The 23,491-nt window shown below is 38.0% G+C and carries 21 protein-coding genes and 1 CRISPR repeat array; of the genes, 2 read left to right on the top strand and 19 right to left on the bottom strand.

Going from position 1 to position 23,491, the window contains the following annotated elements; genetic code table 11:
* The first annotated feature begins 91 nt into the window (after positions 1 to 91).
* Positions 92 to 634, top strand: coding sequence for a sigma-70 family RNA polymerase sigma factor (locus MHH51_RS03075; RefSeq protein WP_246145050.1), 543 nt, complete (start codon positions 92 to 94; stop codon positions 632 to 634).
* On the top strand, positions 618 to 1,688 hold the full coding sequence (locus tag MHH51_RS03070) for a DUF4179 domain-containing protein (protein WP_147209181.1): 1,071 nt from the start codon (positions 618 to 620) through the stop codon (positions 1,686 to 1,688). The genes MHH51_RS03075 and MHH51_RS03070 overlap by 17 nt, the downstream gene beginning before the upstream one ends.
* Positions 1,689 to 1,795: 107 nt before the next feature.
* On the opposite strand, the gene MHH51_RS03065 is transcribed toward MHH51_RS03070, so the two are convergent.
* From MHH51_RS03065 to MHH51_RS02975, 19 genes are all read right to left on the bottom strand, one after another.
* Positions 1,796 to 2,287 carry an NUDIX domain-containing protein gene (locus tag MHH51_RS03065; RefSeq protein ID WP_339284412.1) on the bottom strand — a complete coding sequence of 164 codons (492 nt, stop codon included), beginning with the start codon at positions 2,285 to 2,287 and terminating at the stop codon, positions 1,796 to 1,798.
* A gap of 45 nt (positions 2,288 to 2,332) precedes the next feature.
* Positions 2,333 to 3,697 carry a HAMP domain-containing sensor histidine kinase gene (locus MHH51_RS03060; RefSeq protein ID WP_339284410.1) on the bottom strand — a complete coding sequence of 455 codons (1,365 nt, stop codon included), beginning with the start codon at positions 3,695 to 3,697 and terminating at the stop codon, positions 2,333 to 2,335.
* Positions 3,694 to 4,362: a response regulator transcription factor gene (locus MHH51_RS03055; RefSeq protein WP_339284408.1), complete on the bottom strand. Its 669-nt coding sequence runs from the start codon at positions 4,360 to 4,362 to the stop codon at positions 3,694 to 3,696. Before MHH51_RS03055 ends, MHH51_RS03060 begins: the two co-directional genes overlap by 4 nt.
* A 641-nt stretch (positions 4,363 to 5,003) precedes the next feature.
* Positions 5,004 to 5,826: a CRISPR direct-repeat array (repeat unit 32 nt; unit sequence TTCGCATCTTATGTGGGTGCGTGGATTGAAAT).
* A gap of 117 nt (positions 5,827 to 5,943) precedes the next feature.
* The gene (locus MHH51_RS03050) at positions 5,944 to 7,104 is read right to left on the bottom strand and encodes an FAD/NAD(P)-binding protein (protein ID WP_339284406.1); all 1,161 of its coding nucleotides are present in this window, start codon (positions 7,102 to 7,104) and stop codon (positions 5,944 to 5,946) included.
* A gap of 159 nt (positions 7,105 to 7,263) precedes the next feature.
* A complete protein-coding gene (locus MHH51_RS03045) occupies positions 7,264 to 7,623 on the bottom strand; it encodes a hypothetical protein (protein ID WP_147209171.1) in 360 nt (119 codons plus the stop codon).
* 253 nt (positions 7,624 to 7,876) lie between these two features.
* Positions 7,877 to 8,005, bottom strand: a complete 129-nt coding sequence (locus MHH51_RS03040; RefSeq protein ID WP_339284404.1) for a hypothetical protein — start codon at positions 8,003 to 8,005, stop codon at positions 7,877 to 7,879.
* Complete coding sequence (locus tag MHH51_RS03035) at positions 8,005 to 9,234, bottom strand: helix-turn-helix transcriptional regulator (RefSeq protein WP_186813558.1); 1,230 nt, start codon at positions 9,232 to 9,234, stop codon at positions 8,005 to 8,007. Before MHH51_RS03035 ends, MHH51_RS03040 begins: the two co-directional genes overlap by 1 nt.
* A 378-nt stretch (positions 9,235 to 9,612) precedes the next feature.
* Positions 9,613 to 10,398, bottom strand: a complete 786-nt coding sequence (locus MHH51_RS03030) for an HAD family hydrolase (RefSeq protein WP_147209167.1) — start codon at positions 10,396 to 10,398, stop codon at positions 9,613 to 9,615.
* Positions 10,399 to 11,223 carry a carbohydrate ABC transporter permease gene (locus tag MHH51_RS03025; RefSeq protein WP_156985839.1) on the bottom strand — a complete coding sequence of 275 codons (825 nt, stop codon included), beginning with the start codon at positions 11,221 to 11,223 and terminating at the stop codon, positions 10,399 to 10,401.
* Positions 11,224 to 11,244: 21 nt separating this feature from the next.
* The gene (locus MHH51_RS03020) at positions 11,245 to 12,168 is read right to left on the bottom strand and encodes a sugar ABC transporter permease (protein WP_147209162.1); all 924 of its coding nucleotides are present in this window, start codon (positions 12,166 to 12,168) and stop codon (positions 11,245 to 11,247) included.
* Positions 12,169 to 12,535: 367 nt separating this feature from the next.
* Complete coding sequence (locus MHH51_RS03015) at positions 12,536 to 13,831, bottom strand: ABC transporter substrate-binding protein (protein ID WP_147209160.1); 1,296 nt, start codon at positions 13,829 to 13,831, stop codon at positions 12,536 to 12,538.
* A gap of 159 nt (positions 13,832 to 13,990) precedes the next feature.
* On the bottom strand, positions 13,991 to 15,286 hold the full coding sequence (locus tag MHH51_RS03010; RefSeq protein ID WP_339284402.1) for an ABC transporter substrate-binding protein: 1,296 nt from the start codon (positions 15,284 to 15,286) through the stop codon (positions 13,991 to 13,993).
* Between the two features lie 84 nt (positions 15,287 to 15,370).
* Positions 15,371 to 16,258: an N-acetylmuramic acid 6-phosphate etherase gene (gene murQ, locus MHH51_RS03005; protein ID WP_246145049.1), complete on the bottom strand. Its 888-nt coding sequence runs from the start codon at positions 16,256 to 16,258 to the stop codon at positions 15,371 to 15,373.
* Positions 16,259 to 16,296: 38 nt separating this feature from the next.
* The gene (locus MHH51_RS03000) at positions 16,297 to 17,322 is read right to left on the bottom strand and encodes a serine hydrolase domain-containing protein (protein ID WP_339284400.1); all 1,026 of its coding nucleotides are present in this window, start codon (positions 17,320 to 17,322) and stop codon (positions 16,297 to 16,299) included.
* A complete protein-coding gene (locus tag MHH51_RS02995; protein WP_339284398.1) occupies positions 17,323 to 18,309 on the bottom strand; it encodes a BadF/BadG/BcrA/BcrD ATPase family protein in 987 nt (328 codons plus the stop codon).
* A gap of 6 nt (positions 18,310 to 18,315) precedes the next feature.
* A complete protein-coding gene (locus MHH51_RS02990; protein ID WP_147209150.1) occupies positions 18,316 to 19,185 on the bottom strand; it encodes a MurR/RpiR family transcriptional regulator in 870 nt (289 codons plus the stop codon).
* 274 nt (positions 19,186 to 19,459) lie between these two features.
* Entirely contained in the window at positions 19,460 to 20,998 is a 1,539-nt protein-coding gene (locus MHH51_RS02985) for an AbgT family transporter (RefSeq protein WP_147209148.1), read from the bottom strand.
* Between the two features lie 9 nt (positions 20,999 to 21,007).
* Complete coding sequence (locus MHH51_RS02980) at positions 21,008 to 22,291, bottom strand: amidohydrolase (protein WP_339284395.1); 1,284 nt, start codon at positions 22,289 to 22,291, stop codon at positions 21,008 to 21,010.
* Positions 22,291 to 23,469 carry a M20 family metallopeptidase gene (locus MHH51_RS02975; RefSeq protein WP_147209144.1) on the bottom strand — a complete coding sequence of 393 codons (1,179 nt, stop codon included), beginning with the start codon at positions 23,467 to 23,469 and terminating at the stop codon, positions 22,291 to 22,293. Before MHH51_RS02975 ends, MHH51_RS02980 begins: the two co-directional genes overlap by 1 nt.
* Positions 23,470 to 23,491: the final 22 nt, after the last annotated feature.

The following is a 23,491-nucleotide window of genomic DNA, read 5'->3' as shown; positions in this document are numbered from 1 at the left end:
CTATAAGACAAAAAATATTTCAAGAAAATAAAGAAAGTGAAACTTTTTATATCCCTAAATGACTCTAATGAATGAGGGGAGGAATTATACAGTGAAGCACAATATACATACCGTGAAAAAAGCTATTAATGGAGATGCTGCGGCTTTTGAAGAACTGCTCTTCCTGGAAGAACAAATGCTGTATTACAAAGCGCTCTCTTACGTTAACAATAAACAGGATGCTTTGGACGCTATTCAGGAAACATCCTGTAAAGCATTTCTATCCATTGGTCAATTACGAAATCCGGAATATTTTTCAACATGGCTATTCCGCATCCTGATACGCGAGTGTTACCAGCTTTTAAAAGAACGGAATCAAATTATTCCTTTTGAAGAAAATGAATTGTTATTTCGATTAGAGAGCAAGCAGGAGCAAGAAATAGAATCATTTCATCTGAGTGAAGCGTTATCCAAGCTGAAAGCATCCTATCAGACTTCTATTATCTTATTTTATTACCACAACCTGTCGATTCAGGATATTGCAGAGGTTATGGAGAAGCCTGCAGGAACAATAAAAACATATTTACGCAGAGCAAAGAAAAAATTAAGAATCGAAATAGAAAGGAGTTATAAGTTAAATGAACAATCGACATAAGCAATTAGAACCTTTCCCTAAAGAGCAAGTACGTTCAGCTATTCAAATGGGTATAGAACAAGCAGAAAAACAACGCAGGAAAGGGACAGTGAATCCTCAGCAGCGCCGAAGAAACAAGATTAAACGAAAAATATTCTATGCTTTTGGCAGTGTGGCAGTTATTTTTGTCATATTAGTTGGTTCATCATACTATTCACCAGCGCTGGCAAGCAGCCTGTCTCAGATTCCTATTATCGGTTCTGTATTTGAAAATTCGAACCTAGCTAACCTCGAAAAAGCCCATAAGCAGGGATTAACCAGCCAAATTGGCGAAACCCAGACCGTTAACGGAATCTCTGTAACACTCGATGAAGTCTTGTATGACCAGAATAATATTAGCGTTAGTTATATTATTGAATCAAAAAAACCACTTGAAGAGAATTATACTAGTGCTGGTATGGAGTTTACCATTAATGGAGAATCACCAAGTATGGGTTCATTAATGTATATGGAATCTAGTCAATCAGCAACAACCCGGACAGCAGTTCAGGAAATAAAGGTAACAGAAGAAATGCCGGATAAATTTGAACTGGGAGTGATTTTACATGGGGAGAATGAAGAAGCTTGGAATTTTTCAACTCCTGTAGAAAAAATGGAGAACATTCAAACCATTCCTGTCCAGCATTCCCAAAGTGCTGACGGAATTAACCTTACTATTACAGATCTGTCTCTCAGCGAACTAGGCGTCAGCATATCTTATGAAAGCCTTGATGAAAAAACAAATTTTGGTATTAACCGGGTAGGTCGTATTGGAATAAATTTGTTTGATCAGGATGGCAATGAAATTACGTCCTTTTCCGGAAGTGGAGAAAGCTGGTTTTTTGATAATAATCCGGGATTTAAAAATATTGAACTGTTTGGTCCAATTGATTCCAATGTTACAGAGTTGACAATTATTCCTTACTTATTTAGAGGCGTGGAGTTTGATAAAAACGGGGAAGAGATTAAAATAGAAAAAAAAGATTCTTTTAAAGATGTTGAATTTGAACCTATTATAATTGAAATACCAAAATAGACTATTATTGGAAATATATCTGAATACTTTAAACAGTAAAAAGCGGTGACCTCCACCTTGTAAGGATTTCACTGCTTTTTACTATTCTATTGTAAAAGAATCGTATATTAATTACTTTGTGTGGCTTTATCTAAAATATTTTGATGCAACGTACTCCAATTATTATTGTAATTTTCTACTTCTCCCGGATCTATCCAGATTCTTTTTCCTGATTCATAAGCACCCTTAAACTCATAAACTCGCTGAACATCCATACAGTAAAACACCTGATAACCGACTTTCGGATATGGTCTATCCGAATTCCATTCGATATTTTCGGTATGATTTACTTCGATATATCCTAAGAGAGAACAACTCCCTGTAATATAGCCTTCTTCATATGCTTCACGTTTAAAACACGCTTCAGGTGCCTCTCTCTTTTCACTATGTCCCCCGGGTATATCCCAGCCTCTATCATTTAAATTTACAAGGAGCAGCTTATCGTTTTTGAAGCATAAACCATGTACACTTGTTATAAGCTTACTTTCAGGCATATTGTTATCTTGTATCCAGGTTAGTTTTACTTCACCATCTCCCCAATAGGTGTAAATACTTGTCACCGAGATTCCTCCCTTCCTTAATTTTTTTAGCTGAAAATAAAAAGACTAATTGCCTGCTCTTTTCATCCTGATAATCTTTATCGTTGTTCCTTTTTCTGTCGAATCAATTTCCCAATCCAGATGCATACCCTTTACCATCATATCAACAATGGAAAGACCGATTCCTGCTCCTTTTTGCTCTGTATCCACCTGCATACCCTTCCCTTTATCTGTAATCACAATGGCATCATAATGTTCTGTTGATTCTGTCCACACAGCAATATATTTTCCATCTGTTGCATGACGAAGAACATTTTGCAGGAGATTATCCAAAATCCGGCTGAACCATAATGGATCAATTTCCCATTTATTCTGTTCAAAGGCTTCTATGTCAATATCAACTTCAAATTCTTCCTTTTCAAAAACTGGATACCAGGCTGCCAGGTATTGACGGAGAAATCGGATAATATTTATTTCTTTTAAATCCTTCCTATACTTACTCGCCATCAGCAATGTATAAGACATTAGATTTTCGATTAATCTATCCACGTCTTCAATAGATGTGGACGTCAGCTTAAGAGAACGCTTTGCTTCTGTTGGTAAATCCATTTTCTGCAATGTGTAGGCCTGTGCGTTTATTTTGGTTAAAGGTGTACGTAAATCATGCGATAAGTTGGCTATCAGCTCTTTACGCAGCTGCTCCTCCTCCTGTTCGCGCTCCCTGCTTTCTCTTAATTCCTGCACCATTCGATTAAAGGACTTCTCCAAATCACCAATCTCATCCTGCTTCTCTTCAATAAGAATCGGCAGTCCATCCGTATCCCGAATTTCCATTGCTTCTTGCAGATGGACAAGACGTTTACGGATCCCTCTGAAAAACCATAAGGAAAGAAATATAAATAAAAATACAACGCCAATTGTCAATATAACAATTGTCCATCCATATTCTTCGTTCAGTCGTTGCCCCTCGGACTTAAGCATGTCCCGAGGCAGCTGGAAAACAATAAACCCCTCTTCCTCATGGCCTCCTACAAAAGCAACGACAGTAAATGGATCTTCATCATAATGATTTTTTAAAAATTGTGCGGTATAGGTAACGTTCCATTCATCCGGTAAATTTTCCTGAAGATTGCTTTGTAGATTCAAAACTCCGTCTCCATCTACCCAAAACATAGAAGCATTCGGATACACTTCCTGCCATTCCTCAAATACATGAGCAATGGTATCTTCTGATATTATTTGACTGGCTTCCTGATGCCAGTTTTCTTCTATTTCGTCATACGACTCCTGGCCATTTCCGGGCGAATCCGGATCTCCCATCAGATTAAAGAAAACAATAACAATAGTAATATAGGCGGCTTGAAATAAAAAAAGTGCAATGAGAATAATCAATATATATTTCGCTAATAAGGACTTCAAAAACCGTTTCATTTTTTCACCCGATAACCAATCCCGCGAATGGTTTCAATAATAGTCGGTTTCGCTGGATTTCCTTCAATTTTCTCACGCAAATAGCGGATATGCACCATCAATGTTTTATCCCCTTCCATAAAACGCTCTCCCCATACACCTTCATAAAGCTGTTCCTTCGTTAAAATCTGATTCAGATGACGAAGGAAGTATTGAAATAGCTGATACTGCTTCCCGGTCAGTAAAATTTCTTTCTCTGTCTGCTTATTGATAATAATCAACGATTTCGTATCTATTTGCAGATGTCTAATTTCGAGAATACCTTCTTCTTTTTGAAAACGGCGGAGCAAGGCATCCACACGTGCAGCCAATTCGTCGGGATGGAATGGTTTTGTAACATAATCATCCGCAAAGCTTAACCCCTCCAGTTTGTCCTCCACTGCAGAGCGTGCGGATAACATCACTATTGGCGTATCCTGGTTTGCTTTTTTGATCCGTTTTCCGATTGAGAAACCATCAAGTCCCGGCAGCATAATATCTAAAATAGCAAGGTCTATATTATTTAAATATTGTTCTAATTGGTTTCCGGATGTTAGCCAAGTTACATCATGACCTCTTCCTGTTAAATCTTCTGTCACCCATTGTCCGATTTCTTTTTCGTCTTCGATGTATAGGATTTTTGCCATTTTCCCACCCCATTGGCCTCTAATTTTTATTAGTATTATTGCTTCTATTTCATTTGTTTGCTGGATTATTTTAAAAGAATTTCATAAAGTGTTGTAATCCCTATTTAATAATCATAACAAGAGTTATTAGGAAGCGGACGAAAATCCTTCATTTTTAAACAAAATTTAAATAATACACTTAGCTTGTCTATACTTTATTCTTCTTTCTCTGCAATGACCTTTCTTACTTTAAATGGACAAAAATGTATGATGGTATCTTATTTTTTAAGCAGTTAATATGCTTTCAAATTCTACATAGATGCGTAGATGGAAATAAAATTGGTAAGTCGTTCAAGGTATGTATGTGGGGTAATTAGTTATGATTATCATTTGTATTTATGATAAAGTAGAATTATATTAATTGGTTATGCAGAACTTATCAAAATAGAGAAAAACATTTTATGAATATATTTTAAGCAAATTATTCTTTAAGAGGTGCTAACCTGAAGCAAACATGAATTACTAGGGAGGTTAGCACCTCTTAATTTATAAGGATTTCATGAGGTTTCAAATAAAAATGAATCAAAAGGCGGGAAGTTAGATTCTGGTTAGCACTTTATTGTTTATAAAGACTTGCTGTACATAGCTTTATTATGTACGCTTTCGCATCTTATGTGGGTGCGTGGATTGAAATTTGAGAAAAAATATATAACAACTAGAAAATACACTTCGCATCTTATGTGGGTGCGTGGATTGAAATATCATGTTTTGACCCGAATACAACGGAATCATTTTCGCATCTTATGTGGGTGCGTGGATTGAAATATATATTGATCGATTAGTTGGTTTCGTTCGTCTTTTCGCATCTTATGTGGGTGCGTGGATTGAAATTGATTTAACACCATCTGTTAGCTCGTTTGCTGCGGTTCGCATCTTATGTGGGTGCGTGGATTGAAATAAAAATGGCAATCTATGATGTTTTCTCAAGAGGATTCGCATCTTATGTGGGTGCGTGGATTGAAATTTATCATAATGTTTTTGATGAAGAAACCGAACACTTCGCATCTTATGTGGGTGCGTGGATTGAAATCTGATACATCGTGATATACAGGACCTACAAACTTTTCGCATCTTATGTGGGTGCGTGGATTGAAATTACTTTGCTTGTTTCCATTCCATCACTCTTCCTTTTCGCATCTTATGTGGGTGCGTGGATTGAAATTTTAATTTATTTCGTTGGGATAATAACGAGCTATTTCGCATCTTATGTGGGTGCGTGGATTGAAATATAAAAGCGATCATATTTGCTTTTAAAGCTGTGGTTCGCATCTTATGTGGGTGCGTGGATTGAAATCACCATGGTTTGATAATGAAGATGATTATAGTAATTCGCATCTTATGTGGGTGCGTGGATTGAAATAAAAGCGCATGACATAGAGATAGAGAATATTTCTTAGCACTTTGTGTAAGTGCATAAATTGAAATACACCCTATATAACACAATCAAAACTTCCAACTCAAGATAAAATAATTCCATTAAAAAACCATCCTCATACAATAAACTAATAATGAGGATGGACTTAATATTTTTATTCTTTTTTCCTAACCATAACGCAATATCCGCTCTGCAGCCTTTCTTGCACCAGCAATATTTCTAGAAACCGGCCCAATCTCCAGCTCGGCTAATGCTCCAGCTACAAAAAGTCCATTTTTCCATTCAAGTGACTTAGGAACAACCGGAAATCCGCATGGCGCGCAAGGCAATCCCATTTGCTTAATTATTGGATCTAGCCATTCCTTGCCTGGCATTGCGATTTCTGGACCCGTTGCCAGCATAATAGAGCTTCCCTTCAGCTTTTCTTGATTTTCCATAAAAAGCTGCATTTTCCCGTCAGTATCTTCTCTTATGTCCTCAATACAGCCTGTATGAATATCTAGTCTTCCCAATCTCTCCTGCTTCAACAGTTTTAAATATAAATCCCTGGTGATAGAACCACTGTTCCTTGCTTTTTGTATAGTTTTCCGTCTTTCTTTATAGCTGGTCAGTTTATGGTACTTATTCAAATATTTAGGTCCAAGCCAGCCAGGATCGCTGTCAAAATGATGAATACGTAACGGATGCCGTTTCACCATGGTAACAGAATGAATGGATTCTTTTTGAGTAAGTGCATAAGCAAGGTGTCCTGCAGTCATGCCGCCGCCAATAACAATTACATCTCCTGTATCCGGGAGCCTGCTGTTCATTTCAAATATATGCTCCAGCGCTTTATTATCTCTATACTTCTCAGCCCATGATGGATAATGCGGCGTATGGTTAACACCTATAGCGAGCACCACCCTCTCACTAAAGAAACAACGTCCATCCTTAATACCAACTTTCCACCCCTGCTCTGTCCATTTAAGTCCATTTACCTCTCCCTGCAGCCAACATTCCATCACACCTGTTTCTTCCAGTAAATCTAGGCAATGCTGATTAAACATGTCTAAACGCGGCCGCTGATACCGCCCCTTAAAGCCCGAGGCATAATTGTTTACGGAAGAATATTTTTTTAAACTGTATGGATCGGTATGTAAATGATGAACTAAAGGGGAGCGTAAATATTCCATTTCAATCTTATCTGTAACTGTTCTCCATCTTTCCAGCGGCTGTTTATGAGAATCGATAATTAATAAATCTTTTCTCTCTGCTTTTTTCTCCTCAAGCAGACGGGAAGCTACGCAGCTTCCTTGAATTCCTCCACCAATTACTACCCATTTATACATGCCTATCCCTCTCTTCCTTTTCACACTAACCATAAACGTAATCATTACGATTTGATAATTAAAATTTTTTAGTATGGCATACATACTTAATCAATTATTCTGTCAGCCGCTAAATGTCTATTTTTCTTTCTAAGCTCTCATTTCACTGTCTCTTTTTGTTTACAATCCTTCTGTATAAAAATATTTCCTGTTTTCATTTGTCTCAAAAGCATCTGAAACAGCGTTTGTACAGTCAATCCAACGCGTTTCTGTGTTTACCTTTTCTATTCTGTTCTCTATTTTCTCTTCAATCTCTTTTAATACTTCTAAAAGTTCAGGTAAGGATAAGTTAAATTCTACAGCTACTTGCTTGTGTGGCGTTTCAGCCCGGAGTAAATCAACAAAATGTTCCGGTGTCAAAGCTCTCTCAGAAATTACATTTTCCATATTTATAACTTTCCCATATAATAATCGTTCCTCTTTTGAGAGGAAGCGGCTAATCACCTTTTCCAAAAGCTTTTTATCTAAGTAATTATCCATTTTAAGCACCTCACTGAAAACCAACTCGTTACAAAACGTAATAATTACGATTTGTAACGGAAATATTATTACTTTACCACGAAATATAAATAAAGACAACATATTCTTTTATAATTAGTTATGAACTTTAAACATTTTTATTTTATCCTACTTCCATAAAATGAATCAAATTTTATTTTACAATACAAAAAAGCTATCATACGCTAATTTAATAGCCCCAGATAGCTTTTTCTTCATTTACAATAAACAGAACTTAAAAATCATCATTAGGATTAAAACTATGCGTTGAATCAGGATACTCAACACTACCGCCTGCACTTACAGTCATTGTTACGCTGAAAAGTGAGAAAACTACTAATACAGCAATTAATAATTTCTTCATCAAATCCCTCCTTTCATATCCAGAGCGTTTTTTATCTTAAAATAAGCTTGTTTATACTGCTTATTTTGAGAATAATAATTTGATAGTAATACATTATATCGAATGAGAATTTCTGTATCATTTCTCTTCTCAAAAAATGGAATAGCAACAGTTTCCAAATATTCTTTTATATCCTCTTCTTCCAATTGTAATCGAAGCACTTGAAACTTAATAACATGCTCCTTCAAATCAGACTTATCGGCAATCGTTTCTCCTTTGGAAATATACTGTGCTGCTTTTTCTTTATCCTTTATATTTAGATATAAATCGGCTAATGCCTCTATCGTATTTATATTATATTGCTCATCTTTAGAGACAGAGAGACTTCTCTGATAGTAAACAATTGCTTTTTCGATATCCTTCTTATCTTCAAATGCAAGTCCCATATTATGATAAACTTTGCGAAGCAGGTTTGTATCATCTTTTACGACCTTCTCTATACGGTAATAATAGTCGATTGCTTCATCAAAATTTTTCATTTGATAGTAGTTAATACCTAACAAAAAATAACAAACTGTACATTGGTTATAGTTCATTTCCTGTAAGTATTTATTTAAAGCGGTTTCTAAATGCTGAATCGATTTGTATATGTTGCCCTTCCTGTTGTAAACCAGGGAGAGTTCATAATGAATATCTGCTTTATAAGGATAATTCAGCGAATTTGCCAATCCCAGATATAGCTCAAGCGCTACGTCATAATTGCCGGATACATAATGGTATAAGCCACAAACTCTATTAAATAACGGCATGATTTTCAGATTACCATACTCCTGTAAAGCTTCAACTTCCTGGAATTTTTCTTCCGCTTCTGTCTGTGTTGAAAATCTCAAAGTAAACCGTAATTGAATTAAACTGATCAGTAATTTCATACCGGGATCCAGTGAGTTCTTGTATTTTTCTAAAAACAATTGATAGGCTTCTTCTGCGGCTTTCCGGTTTTCTTTAATTAAATTATAAATTTCTTCTGCTTCCTGAACTACTTCATCACTCATTGCTTCATCTGTTTGAACTAATTCTTGGACACTTATTCCAAATCTTCGGGCCAGCAGCTGTAGGATCTCTTCATTAGGAACGACATTGCCGTTTTCAATCTTGCTGTAATAGGATACAGAACAAATACCTTCAACAATCTCTTGCTGCTTGGATTTTTGTTTGTTTCGTAAAAATTTAAGTTTTTGCCCTAAATCCAACATTCTCTCTCCTCTGTATGAAATTTCTCCTATTCTAAATGTAACATATTTCTAATAAAAATTAGAAGTATATTGCTAAAATTAAAATTTGTCTATATAACAATAATAACAAATTACATTCAGAAAAGTATAAAATTTAACTCGAAACGACAATATTATTCATTTTTCAGCACAAATTCTCAATTTCTCCTTATTTATTACATTATTTTTCTATTTTTAAAGCAAAAAGAAATAAACTGCTCTCTGACAACAGCAGTTTATTCATTCAATCCGTATTCTATTTTTAAACACTTTAATACATTAATATCCTCTCATACCTTATATCTATACAATTTGCTTTTGTTCCAAACATCTTTTTATTTCTTTATCAGGAATTAATTATTTAAGAATAAAGCCGATTTTCTCCGCCAGTTCTTCAACAGATTGCACCACCACTTTTGGAATGCATTCATTCTCAAGAAACGGCATCTCTCTTAATCTGTTTTCTTTATGCCATTTTTCTTCACATATTTTAATAAAACTTGGGTGTGTTGCCCTTTCATCAATCGGGTATGCTAAAACTTCAGCTGGCAGGGCCCTGTGAATAAAAACAGAAAAAACTCCTAATTTATTGGCCAATAATACATCATGGTCAATTCGATCACCAACGTGCGCTGTTATTTCTCCGTCATCCGACAGTTTTTTCAAAACGGCAGGATTCGGCTTGGCAAATCCTGCCGAATCGGATGTAATCACTTCATCAAATACTCTATCGAGACCCAGTTTCTGCAATACCGGGAGCTGATACTTTGAATAACCATTTGTTGCAGCTGCAAGATGGAAGCCTTTTTCTTTGATTCGTTTCAGATAGTCCAGCATATTATCTTCCAGCAAATAAATCTTCGGAGACTCAGAATGCTTGATAACCATCCTTTCTATATCTATAACTGAACCTGCTCCTAAATTCCCTGCTACGCCAGTTATAATATCATCCCAATCATATGCTTCTAAAAATCGCTCTTCACTCATTCTTTGTAAGTGCTCGCTGACAATCAAATCCAGAATATCCTCTTCCGTATCTGTTTCCTTTTTCAACATATTCACAATCTCCGGAAAAACCCATTTTCCGAAGGGATTTTGCATTATTGTTTCATCAAGATCAAATGTAATCCATTTTGTTCCCACTTATTTCACGGCTCCTTCCGTTAAGCTATCCATAAACTGCCTGGAGGCGAATAAAAATGCGATAATCATCGGTAATGACGACAAAGTTAAACCCGCAAACAGCAGATTCCATTGTGTATCATACTCACCGAATAATGTTAACATCCCCAGAGGAATAGTTGATAATGAATCGGTTCGAATAAATATTAACGGATAGAAAAAGTCATTCCAGACATTAATCAGGTTTACAATACCCACAATTGAAATAGCAGGTTTCATTATCGGCAGTACAATCCGGTAATACACTTGAAAATCATTACAGCCATCTAATCTCGCAGAATCCTCCAAGGCTCTTGGAACTGTACGGAAAAAACCATAGAACAAAAATACTGCGAATGGAATTCCACCGGCAACATAGATAAAAATTAAAGCAAATAGGGTATCTACTAAACCTAATTTCAGCATCGTCATATAAAGCGGTATAACAGCCAGCTTCATCGGAAGCATAAGCCCTATCATGAAAAACGCTAACAAATAAGGATTCCATTTAAATCTATATCTTGAAAGATAATATCCAGCCAAAGACGATACAAATAGTACAATAAATACAGAAGCTGAACTGACAATGATACTATTAACAATATAATTGGAAAAATTGACGACTTCCCAAACCTCTATATAGTTATCTAAATTGAAGGAAGTTGGCAAACTTAAAGGATTTGTAAAAATCTCTGCATTTTCTTTAAATGAAGAAACAATCATTAAAAAAATCGGATAGCCAAAAACAAACGTAAATAATGCTAAGACGGCGTACTTTATGATTTGTAATAACGGATTAGTTTTCATCTTCTCTCCTCCTTCACTGTTTTACCTTTCGAAGTCTTTCCGCTTGAAGACAAATAAAATGATACTTGTCGCCATGCCGATAATAATAAATAGAACGACTGCAACTGCTGAACCGAGTCCAATTGCCTGCCCTCCATCAACTGTTCCGAAAGCTAAACGGTAAAAGAAGGTTGTCAGTACATCCGTTGAATAATATGGCCCTCCCGAAGATCCCTGCATAGCAAATACATATTCGAATGTTTCAAATGATCCTATAAATGTCAGCACTGTCATAATCATTAGGGCCGGTCCAATCATAGGAAGCGTAATTCTAAATAAAACAGTAAATGAATTAGCTCCATCAATTCTTGCCGCTTCAAAAATTTCCTTATCAATCGCCTGCAGACCAGCTAAAAATATCAGCATAGAAAATCCGATGGACGCCCAGCTGTCAACAAAGATAACACTTAAGAGTGCAGTACTCATATCCCCCAGCCAGGGTCTTGTGAATGCCTCCAGGCCGATTGCTTCCAGCAGTGTGTTAAGCGCACCTCTGGTCGGGTTTAAAATTAGGCTGAATAAAAACCCAATGACAATAACAGACAATAGCTTCGGCAAGAAGAACATGCTTTTAAAAAACTCTTTACCTTTAATTTTACTATGTATAATTAAAGCTAATATAAGTGAGATAACTAGTTGGGTAAGTACTGTAACGAAAAAATAAATCCAGTTATGACTAAATGCATTCAGGAAAAAATCCTTGTACGGTTTTTCTGTAAATAACGTTATAAAATTTTGAAACCCTATAAAATCCATCCGTTCAAATCCATTAAACGAATAAAAGCTGTTCAAGGCAGCCGAAATTAATGGATATAACTGAAAAACACCATAAATCAGTGCAGCAGGAAGTATGAATAAATGAACAAGATGCTTTTTATATCTATTTTTCTGCTTATTTTTAGCCATGGAGTCCACCCTCCCAAAAGGTGAATACACAACCAAAGCTGATTGTGTATTCGTTTTTTATTTAAGTGTGTGTTCAAAAAGTCCTGTAACTAGGATTAAGAAGTTCAAGGCGACTAATTTTTTACGAACGGACTTCCACAGGATGTGGTGACTTCTGTATTGTCCACAAATGTTCTCGGTGGAGCGAGTAATCGCAAAAGCTCTTCGATGGGACGAGTAATCGCAGTCCCATCGGAAAAAGTTAGTCAACGCACTTCTCACGTGTTGTGGTGGCTTCTACGTTGCCCACACGACGTGGGCGCTCTTAGTAGAAGATCCTCTTATCGCCGTGTCATCTTTATTGGACTTTTTGAACATCCTATTTACGTTACTCATCTTCCTCAATCATCTCTAACTCCTCTACTCCCTCTTCTGCAGCTCTCTCTGCATTTTCCTGTGATTGTTCAAGCAATTCTTCCTTTGTGACCTCCCCTAAATACATCCCCTGTAATCCGTCCTCAAAAATACCTTTTGTTGATGGGGAACCTAAACCATACTCAACAAGCATAAGATAAGGAGTTGAATTAGCCTCCGAAGCCTCCATAATTTGTTTGACAATATCATGTGATGCAGTTACGCCCTCTACAGCACTAACCCGGCTTAAATTATCAGTAAATAATTGCCCGAATTCCGGGCTGGCCATAAATTCCATAAACTGCAGGGCTTCTTCTTCATGTTCTGTACCTTTTACAACGCCATATGAACCATCCACCCAATTCATGACTAATGGATCATCTGAACCTTCCTCCTTAAATCCGGGAATTACGCCTATGGAAAGATCAGGGTTACTATTTTCCAATACTTCTAATTGAAAATCTCCATTTACATACATTGCTGCTTCTTCTGTATAAAATAATGCTTGTGAATCAGCATCATCTAAAGCCATAAAGCCGTCAGCTATATATTCTGTAAGCTCTTCCATTCTATCTAAGGATTCCATCATTCGAGAATCTGTTAAATCGGCTGCTCCCTCTGTTATATCTGATACAAATTCATTACCTCCATATGCCGTTGGAGTTATAACCCCGTGCAGCATAGATAACAGCCATGCTTCTCTCCCGCCTACAGATAATGGTGTAACGCCATTATTCTTTAATTCCTGACTGACTTCTATAAAATCATCCCATGTTTCAGGGGGATCCAGCCCATGTTCATTAAAAATATCTATATTGTAATAGATCAGACCAATATTTAAAGACAAAGGTATTCCATAGGTATTTCCGTCACTTCCCTGCGCAGCTTCTAAATATGATTCGTCAAAGTTATCAATACCTTCTATATCATCTAAAGCCACTAAATATCCATTGTCTGCAATTGTCCGGGCACCAGTATAAGGTCTGAGCTGCACAATGTCAGGTCCTGTTCCTGATACTAAGGCATTGGTTAAGATAGTATTATATTCCGTAGCTTCAAATGGATTAAATTTAATTTTAATATTTGGATTTTCTTCCTCAAAAGCAGCGATTATCTCCTCATATGCAGATCTGTCCTCTGTTCTCCAGCTATACATTTCCAGTTCTACGGCATCTTCATTTGAATTACCGGAACTATCCTCGCTTCCGCATCCAGCAGCTATCCCGCTGAATAAGATAAAGAATATTCCAATAAACAGCTTTTTCTTCATTATTGAAAACCTCCTCTGTGTTTTATCACAGCGCGACTCTTTCTTCTGAGATGAATAAACGCTGCAGGACGCTTTTTTAGAAGCGCTGCCAAAATATTAAAGAAAATTTATTGACTGCTTATTCTCAATAACGGAAGACCCAAAGTTCTCCAATTACCTTTACTCATCTTCTTCAATCATCTCTAACTCTTCTACTCCCTCTTCTGCAGCTCTTTCAGCGTTTTCCTGTGTTTGTTCGAGCAGGTCTTCTTTCGTAATTTCTCCCAGATACATTCCCTGCAGTCCGTCTTCAAAAATAGTTTTTGATGTCGGCGAGCCCTCTCCATAATGGACAAGCATAAGGTAAGGTGTAGAATTTGCTTCGGAAGCCTCTGTCACCTGCTGAACAATTTCGTGTGTAGCTGTTACTCCATCTACAGCGCTAACACGACTCAAGCTGTCGCTGAACGTTTGTCCGAACTCCTGCGATGCCATAAATTCCATGAATTTCAGAGCCTCTTCCTCATGCTCTGTCCCTTCAACGACTCCGTAAGAGCTGTCCACCCAGTCCATCGCCAGCGGTTCTTCTGCATCCTCCTCCTTGAATCCAGTAATAACACCAACAGGAATATCTGGAATGTTATTTTCAAAGGTTTCTAATCGATAGTCTCCATTAATATACATCGCTGCTTCTTCCGCATAAAATAGAGCTTGTGCGTCATTATCATCTAAAGCAATAAAATCATCCGGCAAAAATGCTGTAATTTCTTCCATTCGATCCAGGGATGCCAGCATGCGCTCGTCCGTTAAATCAGTATTTCCTTCTGTTAATTCATCTACAAATTCGTTACCTCCGTATGCTGTCGGCGAAATAACACCGTGAAGCATCGATAATAAATATGCGTCTCTTCCCCCTTGAGCTACAGGAATAATATCATTAGCCAATAATTCCTCACTAACGCTTACAAAGTCCTCCCATGTCTCTGGAACATCTAAACCATACTCTTCAAAAATATTCTGATTATAAAAAATGACACCTACATTTAAAGACAATGGTATTCCATAAGTACTTCCGTCACTTCCCTGTGCTGCCTCTAAATAAGAATCATCGAAGTTTTCAATTCCTTCTATATCATCTAAAGCCACTAAATATCCATTATCGGCAATTGTCTGGGCACCTGAATATGGTCTCAGCTGCACAATATCAGGTCCTGTTCCCGAAACCAGTGCGTTGGTTAAAATCGTATTATATTCCGTAGAATCAAACGGATTGAATTTAATTTTAATATCCGGATTCTCTTCTTCAAAAGCAGCAATTATCTCCTCATATGCAGACCTGTCTTCTGTTCTCCAGCTGTACATTTCCAGTTCTACTGCATTTTCATTCGAGCTGCCGGAGCTGTCTCCGTTTCCACATGCAGCAAGTATTCCGCTGCATATAATTAAAAACATTCCAAGCAATAGACTCTTCTTCATTACTAAAACCTCCTATTAATTATTAAAATTTGTATAATTCCTAAATTATCCGGAGCAGCAATATGCTTATCCTCCCATGTATGTCTACTCTTTGCTCCATTCACTCAACGCTTTAACAAAGTTCCCCTGATGCTTCTTCAATCTTTCTTGGGCTATTTTTGCATCAACATCAAACATCAGCATCAGTATAGCTGCTTTCGTATCTCCATCTGCTTTGTCATAGACCTGGCCGGCCTCTTTATCGCTTGCCTGAGTCAATTCTTTAATAATAGATATAGCTCTATTTCGCAGCTTCTTGTTTTTGGCTTGTAAATTAATCATCAGATTTTCATATACTTTTCCCGTCCGCACCATGGTTACTGTAGACAGCATATTCAACACCAGTTTTTGAGCTGTTCCCGCCTTTAACCTTGTTGATCCGGTTAAAATTTCCGGACCTACAGGAAGCTCAATAGCAATATCCACTTCCTCTGATAATCTAGTATTCTCGTTACAGGAAATTCCAATTGTTTTTAATCCTAATGCTTTTGCCTTCTTTACTGCTCCTAGCACATAAGGAGTCTGCCCGCTTGATGCAATCCCTACAACTACATCACCCAGGTTGGCAGCTTCCCTTACATCCTGCTCACCAAGCTGATCATCATCTTCTGCATTTTCGATAGCAATACGCAGTGCTTTATCTCCACCAGCGATAATCCCTTGAATAACATCAGGAGCTACACCAAAAGTTGGCGGGCATTCAGATGCATCCAAAACACCCAGCCTGCCGCTTGTTCCTGATCCTAAATAGATTACTTTATGCTTTTTCTCAATTGCTTCTACCATAGCTTCTACAGCCTTCTCTATTTGCGGCAAAGCTTTCTCTACAACACCAGGAACTGTTTTATCCTGTTTATTCATCATCTGTAAAATTTCATAAGTTGACTTTTCATGTAGGCGGTTCGATTCTTTATTTCTCATCTCTGTCTGCATACACATACATCCCTTCTCTTCTGAAATATCCTGGCAGCTTACTGGCTGATTAATGTTTCATAAACCAGCGTGTGAAACTTTCTTCTGATTTCAGGTAATCGATGCTCCCTCCCGTAATGGACCATGTTAGTTAGCAAGACGGTAATAATTTCTTCTTTTGGATCAATCCATAGGCTTGTTCCAGTAAACCCGGTATGGCCAAAAGAACCGTTGGACCAGGCTGGACCGCAAGTTGCTCCAATAGATTTGTCACATAATACTTCAAAGCCCAGACCCCGATTTTGAATCACATTTTCTTTGATTAAAGCCATTGTCTCGGGTTTTAAAACCGACTGTGTTTCCGGATACAGCCAGTAATTTGCATAGGCTGCTACATCCTTAACAGTTGAAAATAAACCTGCCGAACCGCTGACCCCTCCCAGATGGAATGCTTTTTCATCATGAACCTCACCATGCACATATTTCTCATTAACTTTCTCAGTGGCTGCAATTTTATTTTTCTCAACCTGTTCAGGCAGGAAGTCCGTATCTGTCATGCTCCATGGTTGATATAACTCTTTTTGGGCAAATACATTCAGCTTCTGCTTCGTTATTGTTTCTATTAATTTTCCCAGTATAATCATGCCGATATCACTGTATAATACTTGGGTATCAGGAGGTTGAACTGCTTTGCAATTCAGAACTTCCTTCCATACATCTCTTTGTTGATAGCGGTTTTTAAAGGCTAAATCTGCAGAAACGCCTGATATATGCTGCAGGAAATGGCGGATAGTAATGTCTTCCAGAGGAAATTCGGAAAGATATTTACTCACCGTATCATCTATATGCAATTCCCCTTGTTCATATAAAAATAAAATACTAGGCAGTGTACACATGACTTTTGTTAAGGAAGCTAAATCAAAATAAGTATCTGCTGTAACTGGAATACGTTCCCCCTGATTGTTTAAAAATGAGCCTGCACTGCTTAATGTCTTTCTCTGCTTCCCGTGCTGAATAAGATAAACTGCTCCAGGAATTTCATCTTTCGCTATCAATTCCTCCAAATACTGTTCATAAGCATTCATTTACAAACCTCTTTTCTGCCGGCCACTTGTATTTGTAAGCATTGTTTCAATTTGTTCTGCAGAATAACCCTGCTGTTTAAGAACGAGCACAATACTTCCGACAACGGGATGCCTTTGTGCTTTGATTACCTTTACTGATGAAATCGCAGCTAATTCAGCTGTTACTTCTTTGACTATAAAATCATTTTGAAAAATTCCTCCGGCCAGTACAAATGGAATATTCTTTACATCTGTCTGGAACAATTTTTGAAATAAAATCCCCCCGCGCCGGGCTATCCCCTTAGCAGTCTCTCTGATAATATTTATAGCAACTTCATCTTTTTGATTTGCTGCCTGAAAGACATAACTTGCGAACGCTGCTATCCGCTGCTTCTCAAAATCCTGATAAAGAATAGGAACCAAATCTTCCATTCTGTTAATAGTCTCCCCTTCTAGGATGAGACTTGTCAGCATTGTTTCAGGCCCTAATCCATCTAATTCATCAAATACAGCTATCAAAGCCTGGGAGCCTATATGATAACCACTGCCTGGATCACCGCCTACTAAATGTCCCCATCCTCCGACACGGACTGTTTTTGCTTGATGGACGCCAATGGTGATTGCCCCTGTTCCACAAATAGATACGATGCCATCCCTGCCAAGTGTTTCTGAATAAAGGGCTATTTTTCCATCATTTTCTACTACGATTTCTTTTATTTTATGTAAACACAGAGAGGATTCTTGAAAGTACTTTAACCATTTAATCTGATCTGCTTTTCTTCCCAGTCCTGCAACCCCCAGACCGATTGATAATTCCGTATTTTCAGATAAAAAATGAGCTTCATATGCTTTGTTTATAAGACGATTAACTACCTCCACAGAATGCGCATAGCTGGTGCTATGCGGATTTGCAGCCTCTTCCTCCTCTTCCCATATGAATCCTTTCTCCTCATGAAATAAACTTGCTTTGGTTTTTGTACCGCCGCCATCAATTCCTAAAATATACATCTCTCTTCACCCTTTTTTAGGATTTCGAAATTCTCTTTGTAAAGCTTCTCTCGTCTGATTCAGGTAATGGATTGTGGCATCATAATTCCTTGAAGCAACACCCGTAAACAAAATATCAATGATATTAAGCTGTGCAATTCTTGATGCTGTTGCTGCACTTCGAACCAGATCGGACTCTACGGATGAAACACATAGATGAATATCCACTAATTCAGATAACGTATTTTTTCCATATCTTGTAATTGCCACTGTTACAGCATTATTTTGTTTCGCATTCCTGATTGCTGAGAGTACATGCTTGGTCTCTCCTGAATAAGAAATTCCGACAGCAACATCATTCTCTCTAAGCGTCACCGACGAAGTTAATTGTAAATGTGCATCCTCGTATGCGGTACAGTATTTATTAATTCTCAGGAACTTCTGCTGTGCATCCTGAGCAATAACCTGTGATGCTGCCGCTCCATAAAAATCAATTCTGTTTGCTTTATTTAAAGCTTCAATCGCTCTCTCTACACTATTTATTTCTAAAATTTTTAATGTCTGTCTGATTGACTCAATATTTTTTTGTGAAACTTTCTCAATCAATGAATTGACATTTTCATCAGATATAATTTCATTACCGTTATAGATATTTAATTCACTGGTCTGCAGGTCTCCAGCAATTCGCAGCTTTAAATCCTGAAAACCGGAAACTCCTATATTCTTGCAAAGACGTGTAATTGCAGCCTGACTTGAGCCACTCCGGTTCGAAAGCTCTTTAATCGATAACCGTACAATCTCCTCAGGGTTTTCTAATATATAAACTGCAGCATTTTTTTCAGCCGGTTTTATGTGATTCATCGCTTCTCTTATTCGAATTAGACCATCATTATTCATAGTTTTGTAAACCCTTTCACATATGATTTATATGGAGTATATTACAGTTGAAATTTAATGTCAATATTTTTATAATATTAAAATTAAATTTCAAATATAGTATTTCATCACATATAAATGCAGATTTTATATTTTTGAAAATTTGTTATTACAACATGCAAAAGCTGCCTGCCTTACAAGAGCATAAAACAAAACCCGGTCTGCTTCACAACTTCGACAGCAGACCGGTTTTCCTACGACTAATATTTTTATATTTTCATTTTACAATTTACCATTACATGTTTACGCCGACTCCCGGCCCAAACGGAATTCCTAAAAGCGCAAAGATAATCAGCATAACCACCCATATTCCAAAGAATGAAAGTGCGTATGGGAGCATCATGGAAATAAGTGTACCCAGACCTGTATTCTTCTGATAATTCCTCATCACTGCAAGTACGAGCAGAATATATGGGTTCAGCGGTGTAATAACACTCGTTGATGAATCAGCAATACGATACGCCGCCTGGATAAATGCCGGATTATAATCCAGCAGCATAAACATTGGTACAAATATTGGTGCCATTAAAGCCCATTGTGCAGAGCCGGAAAATATAATTAAATTCAGTAAGGTCATTAGCACTGAGAATGCAATAACAATAGGCAGCCCTGTTAAATTAATAGAAATCAATGCGTCTGCACTATTTACAGCAATCCATGTTCCCAGGTTACTCCAATTGAAATAAGCAATAAATTGAGCTGCAGCAAATATTAATACAATATAGCCTGCCATCCCTTTAATGGATTCTGCCATATAGGTTACAACATCATTTTGTGATTTAATTTTTTTGGTGGTTATTCCGTATGCTGAACCTACCGTAATAAATAACAAGAGGATGATTGGCACGATATTACTTAAAAGCGGGGATGGTATAAGTCCGCCATCTTCATTTGTCAGGCTGGAGCCGGGAAGGAAAATTAAAAGCAGTACAACAGCTATATAAATCAGAGCAGCTATAACAGCATTCCGTAAGCCTCTTAATTCCAGCGCTGTCACTTCATTGACTTCTTTCTCAACATTTCCTTTGTATTCTCCAAGTCTTGGCTCCACCAATTTATCAGTTATTAATCCTCCGACAATTGTCATGATAAAAACAGAGGCTGCCATGAAGAAGTAGTTATCGACAGGTGTCACAATAAAGCTTTCATCAATAGATTTTGCTGCTTCTGTTGTAATTCCGGATAAGAGTGCATCTGTACCTGTCACAAGGATATTTGCCGTGAATCCGGAGCCGGCACCCGCAAAACCTGCCGCCAATCCAGCAAGAGGGTGCCTGCCAATGGTATAGAAGACCATTGCTGCCAACGGTGGAATAAGGACAAATGCCGCATCAGAAGCAATGTTCCCTAGAATACCAACAAATACTACTGCATAGGTTATTAAAGACTTCGGAGCCTTTAGAATCGAGCTTTTAATTGCCGTTTCCAACAATCCAACTTTATCAGCAAGGCCGATACCAAACATCATTACCAACACAAGCCCTAAAGGAGCAAACCCTGTAAAGTTGCTTATCATAGAGGATAGTATAAATTCTAACCCCTCAAAAGACAGCAGGCTTTTAATTTCGAGCATTTCTCCCGTCCCCGGGTGCTCAACCGTTGCTCCGAACCAATGAAAAATCATCGATAAAATCATTACAATTCCAGCTAGATAAATAAATATAAAAAACGGTTCAGGCAGCTTATTACCTATTTTTTCAATAACATTTAAAAGGCCTTTGCTTTGCTGTTCTCCGTTATCTGTATTATTTCCATTTTTGTTTTCTTCGGACATACTGTCACCTCACTTATGCTGCAAATAATTTATGATATCAATATATACTGATACAGCTGTCCGAACAGCGTCTTCATCTATATCAAAATTTGGATGATGATGCCCGGCCGGTAACAAACTAGGGAAAACCATGTATGTGGCAAGCCCGCCATTTTTCTGAACATGGTCAATCATATATGACGCGTCTTCAGAAGCTTTCAATGGCAGCACATCATAAATTTCTTTTACATCTAAATTTTTTTCACATGCATCTTTTACAATTTGAATCCATTCTGCGTCACACTTAGACCCCAATCCCTGCCCCATAAACCGGATACTGGCTTTGACATCGTGCATGGCAGCTGCTGCCTGAATAATTCTTACTGCTTCATCGTACATATATTGATTTAACTCTGTCGTTTCTCCCCGTGTTTCCACCAGCATTACAGCTTCATCTGCAATCACATTCCGTCCGCTGCCCCCAGATAAACGACCTACATTAATTCTTGTTGTCCCATCTCTATGCCGGGGGATAGCATTTAATTGAAGCAATGCTGTTGCCGCTGCAGTTAAGGCATTTTTCCCTTCATTGGGCTCTACACCTGCATGTGCAGATTTTCCTGTGAAGGTTACATCAAATTTTGTGCTTGCCAGTAATTGATCAGCTGTTGCTGCTATACTGCCTGCCTGTAAAGAATTAATGCCCAGATGACCACTCATAAAATAATCTACCTTATCCAGCCAGCCTTTTTGAACAATACTGTTTGCTCCTCTTAAGCCTTCCTCAGCCGGCTGAAAGATAATCGTGAATTTCCCTGTCAGATCATCCTTATGTGCATCCAGGTATTTTGCGACAGCAAGACCAATGCTAATATGCCCATCATGTCCACATGCATGCATTTCCTTTGGATGCTGTGAGAGAAAGCCTTTATCAAATGGCACATGTCCTTTTTCATCGGACTCAGTGATAGGCAAGCCATCAATATCATATCTCATCGCAATGTGCGGGCCTTTTCTTCCAGTATCTAATACTGCCACTACTCCTGTATGACCGCCATCAAGCTTTTCAGCAAAAGCTTCTGGAACACCATATGCTATTGCCCTTTCTTTACTTGCTTCGATTTCTCCCGCTGTTGGAACTCCATAGCGTTCATCGCTTTCTAATATTTCTCTTCCAATATATAAATCAAAAGACAGACTTTGCAATAATTGATAAATTTCATAAGTAGTGATAAACTCCGTAAATCCAACCTCTGGAAAGGTGTGAAACTTCCTGCGTACATCAACAGCAAACTCCTGCAGTTCTTTATGCATTATTTATCCCCCTTGAGTGTCTGTAGTGTATCGATAGCTGCTTGTGTCATTGTCGTAACACCGTATTCTACAGCATCTTCATTGAAGCGGAACGCCGGGTTGTGTAATGGCTTCTGGCCTTCACCGACAGAGCTCCCCAGCCAATAATAGACACCAGGATATTTTTGCAGGAAGCGGCTGAAATCTTCTCCTGCCAGACTCGGATTCAGTACTGGAGCAGCTTCTTCCCCATACAGACCGGTTACGGTCTTTCGTATTTGTTCAGCCCACTCTGGGGTATTTATTGTGGCCGGGTAACCGTCCAGGTATTCAATTTCGACTTCTGCTCCCATAGCCGCTGTAACATTTTTTACTATCTCAATGAATCTTTGCTTAATCATTTGTTTCGTTTTATCAGATTGTGTTCTGACCGTCCCAAGAATTTCTGCTGTTTCGGCTATAACATTATGCTGTGTCCCCGCTGTAATCTTTCCGACTGTCACCACAGCTGGTTCAAAGGGATCTGCATTCCTGCTTGTAATTGTCTGCAATGCATTGATCACCTGATTAGCCACAATAATAGCATCAACTGTATCATGTGGCATCGAGGCATGTCCGCCAGAACCTTTAATAGTTAATTTAAATCGGTCAGAGTTACCCATAATTGGTCCAGCCATCACGCCAAATGTACCTACCGGCAAGCCTGGCCATACATGCTGGGCGATTAATACATCCGGCTCATGCACATCAAAAACACCATCATCCATCATCTTTTGGGAACCGCCGGTCGGCGACTTCTCTTCAGCAGGTTGAAAAATCAATAAGACCTTCCCAAAAATCTCGTCCTTCCTGGCCAATAGTGAACGAGCCGCACCAATAAGCATTGCTGTATGAGCATCATGACCACAAGCATGCATAACCCCCGGATTTTTAGAGCTGAAGGATTCTCCAGATATTTCATCAATTGGCAAAGCATCTATATCTGCTCTCAGCCCAACTGTCTTACCCGGATGAGATCCTTCAATTACTCCTAATACACCTGTTCCCGCATATCCAGCTGTATAAGGTATTCCATATCTATCTAACTCTTCTTGTATTATTTTGGATGTTTCAAATTCTTTATCACTTAATTCTGGATTTTCATGTAATAAACGGCGAAATTTAATAACATCTCCGACAATATCAGTGCGAACTGACATAACATCACTCCTCTTTATATAT

This window comes from Oceanobacillus sp. FSL K6-3682 (assembly GCF_037976165.1).
GTDB classification, from domain to species: Bacteria; Bacillota; Bacilli; order Bacillales; family Amphibacillaceae; genus Oceanobacillus; species Oceanobacillus sojae.
This window is presented reverse-complemented; position numbering and strand designations above follow the sequence as displayed.

Coding starts and splice junctions, on each gene's coding strand:
- MHH51_RS02990 (WP_147209150.1), bottom strand. CDS start 19,185: ATGAATAATGATGGTCTAATTCGAATAAGAGAAGCGATGAATCACATA.
- MHH51_RS03060 (WP_339284410.1), bottom strand. CDS start 3,697: ATGAAACGGTTTTTGAAGTCCTTATTAGCGAAATATATATTGATTATT.
- MHH51_RS03055 (WP_339284408.1), bottom strand. CDS start 4,362: ATGGCAAAAATCCTATACATCGAAGACGAAAAAGAAATCGGACAATGG.
- murQ (WP_246145049.1), bottom strand. CDS start 16,258: ATGCAGACAGAGATGAGAAATAAAGAATCGAACCGCCTACATGAAAAG.
- MHH51_RS03015 (WP_147209160.1), bottom strand. CDS start 13,831: ATGAAGAAAAAGCTGTTTATTGGAATATTCTTTATCTTATTCAGCGGG.
- MHH51_RS03000 (WP_339284400.1), bottom strand. CDS start 17,322: ATGAATGCTTATGAACAGTATTTGGAGGAATTGATAGCGAAAGATGAA.
- MHH51_RS02995 (WP_339284398.1), bottom strand. CDS start 18,309: ATGTATATTTTAGGAATTGATGGCGGCGGTACAAAAACCAAAGCAAGT.
- MHH51_RS03025 (WP_156985839.1), bottom strand. CDS start 11,223: ATGAAAACTAATCCGTTATTACAAATCATAAAGTACGCCGTCTTAGCA.
- MHH51_RS03040 (WP_339284404.1), bottom strand. CDS start 8,005: ATGAAGAAATTATTAATTGCTGTATTAGTAGTTTTCTCACTTTTCAGC.
- MHH51_RS03020 (WP_147209162.1), bottom strand. CDS start 12,168: ATGGCTAAAAATAAGCAGAAAAATAGATATAAAAAGCATCTTGTTCAT.
- MHH51_RS02985 (WP_147209148.1), bottom strand. CDS start 20,998: ATGTCCGAAGAAAACAAAAATGGAAATAATACAGATAACGGAGAACAG.
- MHH51_RS03050 (WP_339284406.1), bottom strand. CDS start 7,104: ATGTATAAATGGGTAGTAATTGGTGGAGGAATTCAAGGAAGCTGCGTA.
- MHH51_RS02980 (WP_339284395.1), bottom strand. CDS start 22,291: ATGCATAAAGAACTGCAGGAGTTTGCTGTTGATGTACGCAGGAAGTTT.
- MHH51_RS03045 (WP_147209171.1), bottom strand. CDS start 7,623: ATGGATAATTACTTAGATAAAAAGCTTTTGGAAAAGGTGATTAGCCGC.
- MHH51_RS03070 (WP_147209181.1), top strand. CDS start 618: ATGAACAATCGACATAAGCAATTAGAACCTTTCCCTAAAGAGCAAGTA.
- MHH51_RS03010 (WP_339284402.1), bottom strand. CDS start 15,286: ATGAAGAAGAGTCTATTGCTTGGAATGTTTTTAATTATATGCAGCGGA.
- MHH51_RS02975 (WP_147209144.1), bottom strand. CDS start 23,469: ATGTCAGTTCGCACTGATATTGTCGGAGATGTTATTAAATTTCGCCGT.